Annotated in this window: 11 protein-coding genes and 2 pseudogenes; 7 read left to right on the forward strand and 6 right to left on the reverse strand. The window is 38.5% G+C overall.

Features of this window, described 5'->3' with window-relative positions:
• Window positions 1-583 (forward strand): annotated as a pseudogene (locus OOA_RS20065) (integrase core domain-containing protein); the annotation flags it as partial.
• Window positions 584-661: 78 nt separating this feature from the next.
• Here OOA_RS20065 and OOA_RS10655 read toward each other — a convergent pair.
• The 3 genes from OOA_RS10655 to OOA_RS10665 form a co-directional block, all read right to left on the reverse strand.
• Window positions 662-1,804, reverse strand: coding sequence for a DNA alkylation repair protein (locus OOA_RS10655; protein ID WP_008912160.1), 1,143 nt, complete (start codon window positions 1,802-1,804; stop codon window positions 662-664).
• A gap of 132 nt (window positions 1,805-1,936) precedes the next feature.
• Complete coding sequence (locus tag OOA_RS10660; protein ID WP_008912161.1) at window positions 1,937-2,719, reverse strand: SDR family oxidoreductase; 783 nt, start codon at window positions 2,717-2,719, stop codon at window positions 1,937-1,939.
• Complete coding sequence (locus tag OOA_RS10665) at window positions 2,719-3,042, reverse strand: nuclear transport factor 2-like protein (RefSeq protein WP_008912162.1); 324 nt, start codon at window positions 3,040-3,042, stop codon at window positions 2,719-2,721. The genes OOA_RS10660 and OOA_RS10665 overlap by 1 nt, the downstream gene beginning before the upstream one ends.
• Before the next feature lie 106 nt (window positions 3,043-3,148).
• Here OOA_RS10665 and OOA_RS10670 point away from each other — a divergent pair, with 106 nt between their 5' ends.
• Window positions 3,149-4,051 carry a LysR family transcriptional regulator gene (locus OOA_RS10670; RefSeq protein WP_008912163.1) on the forward strand — a complete coding sequence of 301 codons (903 nt, stop codon included), beginning with the start codon at window positions 3,149-3,151 and terminating at the stop codon, window positions 4,049-4,051.
• A 723-nt stretch (window positions 4,052-4,774) separates the two neighbouring features.
• Window positions 4,775-5,182: pseudogene (locus OOA_RS10675) on the forward strand (transposase); the annotation flags it as partial.
• Between the two features lie 68 nt (window positions 5,183-5,250).
• On the opposite strand, the gene OOA_RS10680 reads toward OOA_RS10675, so the two are convergent.
• Window positions 5,251-5,787, reverse strand: coding sequence for a hypothetical protein (locus OOA_RS10680; RefSeq protein WP_008912165.1), 537 nt, complete (start codon window positions 5,785-5,787; stop codon window positions 5,251-5,253).
• A gap of 474 nt (window positions 5,788-6,261) precedes the next feature.
• On the reverse strand, window positions 6,262-7,308 hold the full coding sequence (locus OOA_RS10685; RefSeq protein ID WP_008912166.1) for a tRNA/rRNA methyltransferase: 1,047 nt from the start codon (window positions 7,306-7,308) through the stop codon (window positions 6,262-6,264).
• Between the two features lie 290 nt (window positions 7,309-7,598).
• Here OOA_RS10685 and OOA_RS10690 point away from each other — a divergent pair, with 290 nt between their 5' ends.
• The 4 genes from OOA_RS10690 to OOA_RS10705 all read left to right on the forward strand — a co-directional run bounded on the left by OOA_RS10690 (window position 7,599) and on the right by OOA_RS10705 (window position 13,190).
• Window positions 7,599-8,300: a tRNA-uridine aminocarboxypropyltransferase gene (locus OOA_RS10690; RefSeq protein WP_040690954.1), complete on the forward strand. Its 702-nt coding sequence runs from the start codon at window positions 7,599-7,601 to the stop codon at window positions 8,298-8,300.
• A gap of 319 nt (window positions 8,301-8,619) precedes the next feature.
• Window positions 8,620-11,265, forward strand: coding sequence for a bifunctional acetate--CoA ligase family protein/GNAT family N-acetyltransferase (locus OOA_RS10695; protein ID WP_008912168.1), 2,646 nt, complete (start codon window positions 8,620-8,622; stop codon window positions 11,263-11,265).
• 153 nt (window positions 11,266-11,418) lie between these two features.
• Entirely contained in the window at window positions 11,419-12,774 is a 1,356-nt protein-coding gene (gene pssA / locus OOA_RS10700) for a CDP-diacylglycerol--serine O-phosphatidyltransferase (RefSeq protein ID WP_040690956.1), read from the forward strand.
• Window positions 12,775-12,842: 68 nt separating this feature from the next.
• Window positions 12,843-13,190 carry a YfiM family lipoprotein gene (locus tag OOA_RS10705; protein WP_008912170.1) on the forward strand — a complete coding sequence of 116 codons (348 nt, stop codon included), beginning with the start codon at window positions 12,843-12,845 and terminating at the stop codon, window positions 13,188-13,190.
• Window positions 13,191-13,328: 138 nt separating this feature from the next.
• On the opposite strand, the gene OOA_RS10710 is transcribed toward OOA_RS10705, so the two are convergent.
• Window positions 13,329-13,970 (reverse strand): YiiX family permuted papain-like enzyme, encoded by a 642-nt coding sequence (locus OOA_RS10710; RefSeq protein ID WP_008912171.1) that lies wholly within the window; start codon window positions 13,968-13,970, stop codon window positions 13,329-13,331.
• Window positions 13,971-14,453: the final 483 nt, after the last annotated feature.

Raw genomic sequence — 14,453 nt, forward strand, 5'->3', positions numbered from 1 at the left:
CCTTTAATCATAAACGGGTTTATCGCGTTTATTGTCGCTTAGGGTTAAATCTAAAACGTCGAGTCAAAAAAGTCCTTCCAGTACGTGAAAAAAAACCGCTAATGGTCGAGAAAACACCCAATATTCAGTGAGCATTAGATTTTATGCATGACAGTTTATATTGCGGTAAGCGTTTCAGAACATTGAATATTATAGATGAATGAACGCGTGAATGTTTGGCGATTGAAGTGGATACCTCGTTGCCAGAAGAGGTGTCATCAGAGTACTTGAGCGTTTAAAAATAGACAGAGGGTTACCGAAACAAATTCGCGTGGATAATGACCCAGAACTTATTTCAGCTAATCTATTGAATTATTGTGAAAATAATAGAATTTCATTATGCCATATTCAACCTTGTAAACTATAACAAAACGGATTTATCGAACGATTTAATGGCTTATTCCGTCGTAAATTGTTGAATGCTTATTTATTTGAGTCGTTGACCCAAACTCGAGAATTAGCGTGGTTTTGGCTGCAAGATTATAACCTTAACCGAACTCATGAAAGTTTAAATCACCTCCCGCCGGAGGCGTATCCTCAATAGTTAGAAAACTCTAAATTGGTGTGTCTCAATTAATGGGGAGTGGACCTATGGTATGGAATTAATACTGACCTCTTTTGACTAGTCAGGTGAACTCTCATTAACGTCTAAATGCCAGTTTTTACTTCCAAAAATTTTGCCGTTGATCTGGATGTCAATTTTTTGGATGCCTGAATAGTATTGCCGTGTCGTGATTTTCTTGAGCGAGTGTGCTTTTTCAATTGTAACTATCCCATATGCTGGAATATCAAACGAACGAAGCTTAAACACTTTTGGGGCAGTCTTTTTATTAGATTTCATAAAATGAATTATGTAATCAATCACAATTTTCTGTGGTTGGTCGCTTGTTGATAGAACCTGTACTTGAAATTCAAGACTTTCACCCAGTTTAAGATGTTCCTGTTTGATTGAAAATTTTTCCATTTTTATGGATGCATCATGAGCCACTCCGATAAGTGCTAAAGCATTTAGATTCCCATCTTTTATCAATGTTCGAAGAGCATATCTAGTAATCCACTCGATTCTTTTTTGATTATCGTCCTGTGCTTGCTCCTGCCATTGTTTTAATACCGCAATGACATAGTCAGGATTATCTTTGGAAATATCATTAAGATGGTTGGCAACACTCTTTCTTACAAAAAGTTCAGGATCCAATTTTAAAGCTTCTAAAATATCCTTTGTCGCAGATGGATTTTTAATGAAATCTTGAAGGCGCTCGCCCCATGGAACACGTGGACGTGTTCCTTCAGAAGCCCATCTACGAACATCAACATTTTTATCCTTGGCACATTGGAGCAAAAAATCCATTGTTTTTTCAGGGTACTTCTTTATAAATGGTCGAACAGCCCATTCAGATGTGAAACGAGTCGTGAGGAGTTTTAATGCTTCTAATGAAATGTCGGGATGATTCAGACCATAAGTTTGAATAAATTCAGCAATTGGCCATATAGAAAACCCACTAAGCTTTTCAGAATGAAGAACAGCTATAAGAATTTCAAGAGCTTGGGGATACTGCTGGGGTAACTCTTGAGCCAGAGTGTCACGAATTAATTTAACTCTAGACTTCATTTCCTTATTAACTAGAGAAGATTCAATTTTTAAGAATTCTTGAGATCGAAAACTAGGATAGTGTTGAGATATTGATTGGGCAATTAATTGTAAAAGAGCTCCATCAAATGCATGCTTGTGGGCATTATTGTTTTCATGCTCTATAAGATTCGCCATTTTAAATCCAATTTTAGTTATATGTTCTATTCTTACTTTCTCAATCAATTTTTTAAAAATTGAGCAATCTAGTGTAATTCTAAATTGCTCCAATAAAGAGAAAATATAGTATGGAATGATTCAATATTACTATTAAATTGTAGGAATCGTCCCACCATCAATTACATATTCAGTACCTGTAATTGTAGAAGCGCGTGATGACGCCAAGAATGCGATGAGATTTGCTATTTCATCAGGCTTGGATGGCCTACCAATCGGAATCCCCCCGAGTGAATCCATAATCATCTTTTTGCCACCTTCGTAATCTGTACCAGCTTGTAAAGCCAGTCGCTCGGCAAGAGCAACAGATGCCTCCGTTTCAATCCATCCTGGCGAGACTTGAACAACCCTGATACCTTTTGGGGATATTTCTTTTGACAGGCTTTTGCTATAGGTTGCCAGCGCAGCTTTTGCTGTGGCATAAGCTGTCGTTGCTTCAGGTAAAGGCAGTGTTCTTTGTATTGAAGTAACGTGGATAATCACCCCTTGCCCATGTTGAATCATGTCTGGAATTAATTGACGATCAAGACGTACCGCAGGCATCAGATTTAAATGGAGTTCTGTATACCAATCTTTATCAGTTAATGCAGCAAATCCGCCAGCTGGTGCCGATGAACCACCAAGCATGTGTACAATGATATCAACCCCACCTAATAATTCTTGTACTGCTTGAGCAACAGTATCACAACCCTCTCGGGTACTAAGATCAGCCGAAACAAAAAATGTATTATTTGGCAAATAATCTGGTTGAGTTCGCGCAGTGGTCAGTACGGTTGCGCCGAGTTCGTGGAATAATTGAACTGTGGCAGCACCAGCCCCCTTTGTACCAGATGTGATAAGGGCGCGCTTTCCTTTTAAAGTCAAAAAATTTTCCATTAATAAATTCTCAATTTAATGACTTTGCTATTTTCAAGTGTGAATTGAAATTTTAGTGTCACAGGGCTATTCGGAAAGTTTCCTCTCACTTGTGTCAAAACCGTGCTGATATGACCTGCGCTAGACACCTCAAAAGGTTCAAGAAAATGGTGGTATTTTTCTTTTACTGCTAACCACCATGTACGAATTTCCACAATACCGTTGTGCAGGGTATTTTCATCATCAACAATGGCAGAGTGAGAAAAAATCCGGTTTAAAGCGTCTACATCATTCGCTTGATCTGCCTCAAAATATTCTCTAACCACTGTGGGCATATGTTTCATAAGTTGCTCTTTCTAAATGATCCAAATTGATGGTTAAATTTTATGATTTGACGTTTGTTTTGACAATCCGTATAAAATGGGATGTTTAGTTGAATAGATCAGGATAATGGAACGAGCAAACTTAAATGATCTACAAGCCGTAATGGCAATCGCCAGACGTGGAACGTTTCGTGGTGCGGCGATTGAGCTTGGAATGTCGACAACAGCTTTAAGCCATGCAATCGGCAAATTAGAGGAAAATCTGGGTGTTCGTCTGTTTAATCGGACAACACGCAGTGTTTCCCTGACAGAGGCAGGCCGACTTTTTGTAGAACAAGTCGGCCCTGCTCTTCAGGATATTCATAGCGCCTTAGATATTGTACGTTCTCAGAGAGAATCCCCCTCAGGTACATTAAGAATCAATGCAGCCGCATTTGCCGCGAAAGAAATTATTTCTCCTGTGATTATCGAATTTCTTCGACGTTACCCAGAAATGAATATTGATTTAGTGACGGAAGGTAAACTCGTCGACATAATAGCTGAGGGTTTCGATTTAGGCATTCGTGTTGCCCATCTTATTCCAAGTGACATGATTGCAGTGTCTCTTGGTAAACTTCAAAGATATGTTGTTGTTGGTTCACCTGAATATTTTCAGCGTTACGGAAAACCACTAATACCAACAGATCTTTTTAGATATAAATGTATTCGAGTGCGTCTCCCTGATGGCTCACTATTTCGCTGGAAGTTTGAAAAAAATGAAGAAATTATTCAAATTGATGTACAAGGACCGATAACCCTTGATGAAGCAAGCTTAGCAAGGGCTACCGTATTAGAGAATATTGGCCTAGGCTATTTTATGGAACAGGATGTTCGTGCTGAAATTGAGTCAGGTCAACTTATTTCTGTATTGGACAATTGGATGCCTTGTGTGCCTGGGCTTTGTTTATACTATTCAGGGAGACGCAACCAATCCGCTGGTATGAAAGCCTTCCTTGCCCTCGTTCGTGAAGTGGCGTTATATCATCCGTAATCGATTTTACATGGATTCAGAGTACTAGGGCAATCGATAGCCTTAACATCGAATTATTGAAAAATCATTTGATTTAACATTTTTATTACATAACTCGTAAGAACAATACCTATGCAACTCCGGTATATACAGTTAATACTAAAGAATGAATACAGTTGAAGCAAACAATAGTTCAAGTTGAAATGGGCTCCCCCAAGTCTTTCCATAAGCAAAGCTGGTGCAGTTGAGAAATAAGTATAGAGGCTACCGTTCAATAGACTAATTGACAGTGCCGTACAATAAATTGTGTATCTATTATCAATGTTCGCAAAAAACCTATGATATTCGTAACCGTTACTATCGTGCATTTATTCGTCGGATGAGTCTCGCCAACATATTTGAAGTGATAGATCATTTGCGATACTGCATATAATGGAGCTTACTAGAAAAATTATAAGACACCCGATTACAATGGATTTCCTGTCAAATTGATCAGATAGCGGTCCAACGACAAATTAACCCAATGCGAATGCGATAAAAAAACAGCTTAGGGTTAGGCATGGATGGATAAGCCAAGCTCCTAGTTAACCTGAACTCGGGATAAGAAAAACAAAAAAGAAGGGAACTAAAAGTAGGTTCTGTGATCAGATCTTTCGACCAAGAAATAACTTTTCACTGAGGAACCCGCTATGCGTAATCTAGTTAATTTATTCTGTCATGCCGAAGATTTTTGCCATTAAGTTCCTTCTTTACGCGAAGCTCACGCCAGTAAATGTTGATGATAGAACGCCAATCAAGGCGCTCTCCAAAGGGATTTTGGATAAGCTTTATGCAGAAAAAGGTTATATCAGCAAAGCATTAACTGAAGATTTAAAGATGGAAGGAATAACATGGGTAACAGGACAACGCAAAAATATGAAGCCAAAATTATTAGCGGCTTGGGATAGAGCGATGCTAGCTAAGCGATTCATTATTGAAACAATTAATGATCAGCTGAAAAACATTACGCAGATTGAACATTCTCGCCATCGTAGTTTGCATGGATTCATGTTGAATTTACTGGGCGGTTTGATTGCCTATTGTTTGAAACCGAAAAGGCCATCACTGAATATTTCAAATACCGAGAAAACAGGGCTTCAAGTCATGGCTTAAACCGATCTCAGGTTTATTACACAGAGGAAGAATTTCTTTCCCGAGAACTAAATAATTTTGCAGAAATATTAGGCTAGCTCTAGACTAACGACTTCGAGCTCATTTTCATTATTATCAAAAAGAGCAAGAGTAAAAGCATCGAATCCATTACGCTTTACATCTTCCCAAGACATTGCGCAACCATTAATTAAGATCACATCACCATGTTCATCAAACTCGTAGTTGTCTTTTTCATTTTCATAATCAATATTATAAAAAAAAGAGAGTTTCAGCGCGGCGGCTGAAAAGCCGTATTGAATCAGTGGTAAAGATAGCAATGTTGATTCATCAGGATCATCGCAAAACATGGCATCATAGCCGTACAATGAACCATCAAAAATTATGATTTCCTGGCCCGACACACAATGCTTCGCTACTATCCTTAATGGGCTATTTTCTTTAGCGACAATATAGTCCATAGGCTCCCCCTGAATGGGAAGTAGCTCGCCATTATGCCAAATTGTAAACAATTCATCTGATACTTGAGAGCCTAAATAAACTTCTGTCAGAACATCATTTTCATTCAATAAAATGAGATTTTCGGGTAAATATGATGGAAATGTCATCTGTAACACTCATTGAAAAATGGAATTGTGATGATAGTAAATGCGTTAATTCGTAATTATATATGATGGGGATAAATCGAAAAATATCTTAATAAAACTATACCAATGCTAGGGGCTGTTTATCTTTGAAAATCGATTTTTATTCGAATTACACGTCTTTAGTTAAGATAAAAAGAAGCAAGGCATGTGACTCGCCGCCTAGTCAACTAGGCAAAAGTCGCTCAACACAGCGAAAAATCACGTTTAATCGAACTCAAAGGGCGCTTTTTATTTACGGTTTAGGTTTTTTGGTGATGTTTTTTTAGGCATCCAAGTAGGTGATATGATTATATTGCTGTTATTTAAACCGATTAGTGCGGTAAAAAACAGCAGAAAAGATAAACAGCCCCTAATTAGATTTTAAAAATAAAAAACTGCACATTAATCAGAGGATGACCCACTTTTCATGTGCAGTCTAAACATAGCTTACGCTAACTACTTCGCTTTATTTTGTTGCCACCACTGTGCCAACATAACACCTGTCGCAACAGAAACGTTTAAGCTTTCAACTTTACCGGTACCACCAATGTACAAGCTCATATCGCCTTCATTCCAGACGCTGTCACTCAAACCATCACGCTCTTGACCTAAAACAAGTACCATTTTCTCTGGCAACTGTGCTTTAGCAATATCTAGGCTACCTTTGTGGCTCGAAGTTGTCACAATGGTATAGCCCGCTTGGCGGAATTTATTCAGTGTAGTACTAAGCCCGTCAGCATCAATCGCTTTAATGTGCTCAGCACCACCTTCAGCGGTACGAATTGCGGCACCCGACTCAAGCATTCCAGCATCTTGCAAAATAACACCTTGCACACCAAAGTGAGCGCAGCTACGCATAATACCGCCTAAGTTATGTGGGTTACCGACATCTTCTAGCGCTAAAACGCAATCTTTAGGTTGAGCTTGTTGTAGATATGTTTCTACATCCATCCCACCGCGTTTTTTGATAATAAAACACACGCCACCATGATGTTCAGTGCCTGAGGCTTTCTCTAGTTCTTCATCATCAACAACATGATACGCTTTACGATTTGCTGCCATCCATTTTAAAGCATCACGAAAACGTGGTGTAACAGATTGCAAGAACCAAGCACGAACGATCGCATCAGGGCGATTTTTAAACATTGCTTGGCAAGCATTTTCACCATAAATACGCGTTTCTTCTTGGCGTTGTTTACGTAATTGTTCAGGGTCTATCTGGCTTTTACCTGAAATACCACCATGGTCATTAATCAGCTCTTCACTATTTGGTTTGGATATAGTGCGCCAAGGTGAACGTTCATGGGTATCTTGATTTCGGTTATCATCGCGGCGACCTGAACGCTCTGAACGCTCGTTGTATCGGCCACCTTTTTTATCATTCGAGCGCTTATTATCTTGCTGGCGCTTGCCTTTATTGCGACCGTCATCTTGACCTTCGCTACGGACATACATCACTTTTACTTTGCCGTTCTTACCATTAAAATCATTCGAGTCGTTCATTGCTATCCCCTACTAAGCTATGGCGCGAAGATTACATGATGTTGCAAGGCTACGCCACCGATTCACACTATTATCGCATCTATATTTAAATAATTCGAGGTACATGTAGGCATCGAGCAAATCTATCTTAGCAAACATAGGCCACCATGTGACTCAGATAACTCAGTGCTGATAACCGCATTTGAAGTATGACCGCCATAAAAGATACTGAATATACCGCTATCGTCACCCTACCGATTTACGTACAATACGCTCTTTGTTCTTGTCGATATCTATAACTCGTACCTAACATGACTCAAAATGCCGTTTTTACACTACGCCAACAGCGCTTGTTACTTTCAACCAAACCCTTTAAGGCAAGAGGCTGCCGTGTTAAGCGTTGCCAACATTGTCTATTACCCCTTGCGAACTGCCTTTGTGGTGCAATAATGCCAGTACATGCTAATAGCCAATTTTGTCTAATCATGTTCGACGGTGAAGTATTTAAACCGAGTAATACAGGGAAACTGATTGCAGATATTTTGCCAGATACTCTCGCATTCCAATGGTCAAGAACAGAGCCTGACCAGCGGCTACTCGCCGCGCTTGAAGATGATACAAGACAACCGTATATCATCTTTCCTGAAAGCTATGTGCAAAGTGGGAGAACTGTGGTTAATCAACCAACAATCTCTGATAAACCGGCTCTATTCATTTTATTAGATGGTACATGGCCTGAAGCTCGTAAGATGTTTCGTAAAAGCCCTTACCTTGATAACATTCCGGTGTTATCCATTAATACTAAAGCACGAACTGATTATTTACTGCGTACACCATCACGAGAAGAGCAGCATTGCACAGCAGAAGTAGCAGCAACGCTCCTTGAGCTCGCCGGAGATACCATCGCCTCTGAACAATTATTTAGCCATTTCAATTTGTTCAGAAATAAGTATCTCGAAGGTAAACCTCACCACCCACTCGCTCAAATGTTAAAAGCTGAACAAGGCTTTTAGAGCACTAGTGCGAATGAATGCAGTCAACAACGCTGCGGCACGAAGTATGCCAAATAAAATATCCTAAATAATTCGAGTTGCAGCTAGGCGACAAATGAATGAGACGCTAGGAGCATACACAAGTATGTGACTAGTGCGAATGAATGCAGTCAACAACGCTGCGGCACGAAGTATGACGGATATTAACTTAAAACGTGAACATGCTTATATAATTAACAGGTTAAACTGGCGCTTATAGTGAGATACGGCATAGTATTGCTACGCATCCCAATATTCATTGAGCGGTGTTTTCGCTCACCAAAGCAAAAGGTTATCTGCCATGGGTTTAGTGAGTCAGTTAGAATCCTTATTCAGACCAAAATCAATCGCGGTGATTGGCGCTTCTGAAAATCCGAATCGAGCCGGTTCGGTGATGATGAAAAACTTATTAACCAGTGGCTTTAAAGGGCCTATTTTACCCGTTAATCCAAATCGAATGTCTATACTTGGGGTACTTGCTTACCCATCTATTGATAAGCTTCCCTTAAAACCTGATCTTGCTGTTATCTGCACTCATCATTCAAAAAATCCTGAATGTTTAAAGCAGTTAGGCGAATATGGTTGTAATGTTGCTATCATTCTTTCATCTCCATCAATTCAATTTGCTGAACTTAAAAGAATTGCTCAACAATACCAAATAAGACTGCTTGGCCCTAATAGCCTCGGTATTCTTGCGCCTTGGCAAGGGCTCAATGCTAGCTTCTCTCCCATCCCCATATTGAAAGGTAAGTTAGCTTTTATTTCACAATCTGCTGCTGTTTCTAATACCGTATTAGATTGGGCAAGACATCGTGATATTGGTTTTTCTTACTTTATCGCGCTGGGTGATAGTGTCGATATTGATATTGATGACCTACTGGATTATCTCGCTCGCGATAGCAAAACAAGTGCTATTTTGCTTTATCTAGACAGTATTAGTGACGCACGCCGCTTTCTTTCTGCATCACGCAGTGCCTCGCGCAATAAACCCATATTAGTGATTAAAAGTGGTCGTACTCGCAAAGCTCAACAATTATTAGGTGAAAAACCGAGTTTAGATGCCGCTTATGATGCCGCTATTCAACGAGCAGGTCTACTTCGTGTACAAGACACACATGAGATGTTTTCTGCTGTGGAGACATTGAGTTATATGACTCCATTACGCGGGGAACGCCTATCAATTATTAGTAATGGTTCGGCACCTGCAGCAATGGCATTAGATGAACTATTGCAAAGAAACGGTAAATTAGCGACCTTAAGTCAAGAAACAGAAAATGAACTAAGTGCTATACTTCCGCTTGATCTTTCCACTACAAACCCAATTAATTTAGGCGATGACTCAACAGTTGATCGTTATATTACCGTTTTAAACAAAATGCTGGATAGCCACGACCATGATGCTTTGCTACTCATCTATACTCCTAGCGCAATAACAGAAAGCCGAGGAATAGCTGAAAAAATAATTAAAACAATCAAGCAACATCCTCGAGGCAAATGGCTAACTATCCTTACTAACTGGTGCGGTGAATACACTGCTCAGACATCACGTCGCCTTTTCAGTGAAGCTGGAATACCAACTTATCGAACTCCGGAAGGTGCTATTACCGCCTATATGCATATGGTTGAATATCGACGAAACCAAAAGCAACTCAAAGAAACACCAGCCCTTCCGATTGGTATTACCGCCAATACTCAGCAAGCACATGCTTATATCCAACAAGCATTACAAAATAATAACCTTAACTTGGATACCCATGAGGTTCAGCCAATTTTAGAAGCTTATGGGCTAAAGAGTTTACCGACGTGGATTGCACACTCAAGTGATGAAGCTATTGAAATTGCAGAAAAAATTGGTTATCCCGTTGCATTAAAGTTGCGCTCACCTGATATTGTGCATAAATCAGAAGTTCAAGGAGTCATGCTTTACCTCCGTACTGCCAAGGAAGTTGAAGATGCCGCTAAAGCGATTATTGAAAGGGTTTCCACTAACTTCCCTAACGCTAGAATTGAAGGCTTACTCGTTCAAAGTATGGCTAATCGTGCTGGTGCACAAGAATTGCGTATCGCGGTAGAGTTAGATCCTATTTTTGGTCCCTTAATTATGTTAGGTGAAGGCGGCATTGAGTGGCAACAAGAGAGCCAAGCTGCGGTTGCCTTACCTCCATTGAATTTAGCTCTCGCTCGATATCTCGTCATTCAAGCTATTAAAGGTTATAAAATCAAAGCACGAAGTGCGCTCGCCCCTTTAAATATTCCAGGTTTAGCCAGCTTACTTGTACGTGTTTCAAACTTAATCATTGATTGCCCAAATATTGCTCGCATTGATATTCATCCGTTGCTCGCCTCCGGGGATGAATTTACTTTACTTGATGTCTCAATGACCTTAATTCAGAGTGAAGATAATCCAAAATCAAGACTCGCTATCCGCCCTTATCCAAGCGAACTTGAAGAAACGATTTCCTTAAAAGATGACATGACTTGCTTGCTACGCCCAATATTGCCAGAAGATGAACCGCTGTTAAAATCATTTATTGGGCAAGTTACAAAAGAAGACCTTTATTATCGCTACTTTAGTGAAATCAGTGAATTCACTCATGATGATCTCGCTAATATGACTCAGATTGACTATGACCGCGAAATGGCATTTGTCGCTATTAAACATCAAGATTCAAACCCTGAAATTATCGGAGTAACACGTGCTATGGCGGATCCTGATAATCAAGAGGCTGAGTTTGCAGTTCTCGTCAGATCGGATATGAAAGGGCTCACGCTAGGCTACCAACTAATGAATAAACTATTGAGCTATACACGATCACATGGGATCAAAAAGCTTAATGCGATTACCATGCCCGAAAATCGTAATATGATCAGTTTAGCTAAAAAGCTTGGTTTCGAAATTGATGTGCAATTTGAAGATGGTGTCGTAAACCTGACATTACATTTATAGGTCAAAAAAAATACAGAACTGTACAATAATTAAACACATTTTCAATTTGTTCTAAATGGTTTGGCGAAATATGCTATCATCCTCGGATCATTCGCTTAGCTATTTGTACAAAGCGATTTGCTATTGAACTAATAAGAGAAAATTCACACTGTGATGTTGTCAAAATTAAAACAAGCAAAACATCAACAATATTTGGCAAGTATACCTAAATTGTCACAATCAGTTGCTGATGTTAGAACGCTATATAAGACAGAAGATTTTCGTGATGCTCTGCTTGAGCAAATCTCTATTGCTCAACATGCTATCTACATTACCGCTTTATATTTAGAGCGAGATGATGCCGGTAAAGATATTCTTCATGCGCTATATGCGGCCAAACAAGCTAATCCATCTTTAGAGATCAAAATACTTGTCGATTGGCACCGTGCGCAACGAGGAAGAATTGGTGCTGTAGCTAATTCAACCAATGCAGATTGGTATTATGATGTTTCGCAACAATACCCAGAGGTTGATATTCCAGTTTATGGTATACCCGTCAATACTCGGGAAGCATTGGGTGTATTGCACCTAAAAGGTTTTATATTTGATGATACCTTACTGTATAGCGGTGCAAGTATTAATGATGTCTATCTGCAACGCCATGATAGATATCGCTATGATAGATATCAGATCATCAAAAATAAACAACTAACCACATCAATGAAATCTTATATTGATGATACTTTATTAAAAGCAGATGCAGTTCAGCTACTTAATACGCCAACCAGACTAAAAACAGCTGAATTCAAACATATTATTAAGCAATTTCGTCTTACATTAAGAGGAAGTTCATATAGCTTTGAAGGAAATGCCTCCAACAGTGAATTAGCTGTCATCCCTCTTGTTGGACTTGGTAAAAAGAATGATCTGAATCGCACTATTACCCACTTAATGGGCTCGACTGAAAATAAACTCACTATTTGTACACCTTATTTCAACCTTCCAGCAGTACTTGTTAGGATTATTACTAGACTATTGCGTGAAGGTAAGCAGGTTGAAATTATCATTGGTGATAAAACTGCTAATGATTTTTATATTCCCCCTGAAGAACCATTTAAAATTATTGGTGCTTTACCTTATCTGTATGAAATTAATTTGCGCCGCTTTATCAGTCGCCTACAAAAATTTATCGATAGCGAACAACTGACTATCCGCCTATGGAAGGATGGCGAAAATACCTATCACTTGAAAGGTATGTGGGTTGATAGCCATTGGCAGCTCATCACCGGTAATAACTTGAACCCTCGTGCGTGGGGGCTTGATCTTGAAAATGCAGTGCTTATTCATGATCCAAACCAAGAGATGCAAGAACAGCGTAGCCATGAACTTGAATGTATCCGCACGCATACAATTGTTGTAAGCCATTATCGCGAATTAGATAATATTCAAATTTATCCGGTTAAAGTGAAAAAGCTTATTCGTCGTCTACGTCGTATAAGAGTGGATAGATTAATCAGTCGTATATTGTAGTAAATAAATGCGATCAAAACGCCACTTACGTGGCGTTTTTTCCAACCCGACTACTATAGATAAACAGTATGAAGCGACCTAATAAACTCTTTCCTTATATATTTACTATTATTTTATTCGGCATTACTGGCTGTTCTAACCTTCATTGGGCAAATGATAATTGGAAAGGAAAAGATAAAGCACAGCATTTTGCCTTTTCTGCTGCAATGGCAATCGCAGGAAATGCTTATGCCGATAAACAAAATTGGCAACATCAAGACGCTGCACAGTTCGGGATTTTATTCTCAGTGTCGTTAGGGGCTGCTAAAGAACTTTATGATAGTAGACCTTCCGGAACAGGATGGAGTTGGCATGATTTTGCCTATGATGTTGCTGGTGCAGTGGCAGGATACAGTCTCTATAACACATTAAAATAAAAAAATTATTGCTACCAAACCTAATGCTGATATCTATCGACTATCTGTTTAACAAATAATGTACAAGTAGCATTCTAGTACTTAACCTAATTCCCATCCTTCATCCCACATGAAACAATATCAAACTCCTATCATTTTTTAACGGGATTCATCAACCGTTATGAGTAATGGAGAATCAAACATTGCTTTTGGCGAAATGACTAATTCATCATAAGGAATATTTTTACCATATCGTTCTGTTAATTTTTCCTTAACCTGACTTGATGAAAAATTGAATTCATCTAATTGTTGTAAATCACCAATTTTAATCCCAATAGCATTTAAATAAATTTTCCAAACGAGCTCTGAACAATACATTCTCTCATCACTCCAAGAAAATGTTAAATCATACAACTTTGACTCATATTTAAGTGCCTGTTGATATAATTCGGCTTTCTGCTTTTCCGTTAGTGCGAATTTCAATCTTTTAATGACATACTTACCTGAAATTCCTTGTGTAATCCATTGTTGCAATGGTGTAAATTTAACAATATTGGAGGCTTCGTAAACATAAGGCTCATGCTTTTTAAATAAAATAATTCCCATATGGCTGTACTGGGAATTTGTCGCTTTTTGGATAGCAATGCTTTGTTGTGAACGTGAAGTATGAAAAATAATATCCCCTTCTTCAGGTTGATATGCATTACTATAGGAAGCCCAGATAGCTATCAATAAGGACAGTATGCATAACGCAAAAAGAATAATAGATTTATATACAGGCTCATGTTTATTAATAGACAAGACGTTTTTCTCAACTTTTTTAAAAAAAGCTAGTAGAATATAAAATTATAATAGCTATTTTTAGATTCCCAATAAAGAGTAACTATATAGAAAAATCATTCATAACTTACATCTAGACTTTAATAAGTTAAATTAATTTATAGATAAAACAATCTAAATAAGCTCTTTATTATTTTGAATAAATTCCTTTTTTTCATAAAAATAGAATCACGGTAATACATTAACATCAATAAATAATTGACCACATTATTGCTGGTTTTGCTCTTCTAAATAATTATTCTCAAGCGAACCAAGCGATAGATAAAAAACATGATAATACAATTCACTATATTAAGAATTAGCGAGCTGTTACTCACTAGTTTACATCGTGATAATCCATTCATGCTGTTAATTCGAGCAGGGTAACACGCTAAATATTCACGGGTAAATAGGATGACGGATTAAAGATAAGTCAGAATGAAGATAAGAGATAAGGGATAAGGG

The organism is Providencia burhodogranariea DSM 19968 (assembly GCF_000314855.2).
Lineage (GTDB): Bacteria > Pseudomonadota > Gammaproteobacteria > Enterobacterales > Enterobacteriaceae > Providencia > Providencia burhodogranariea.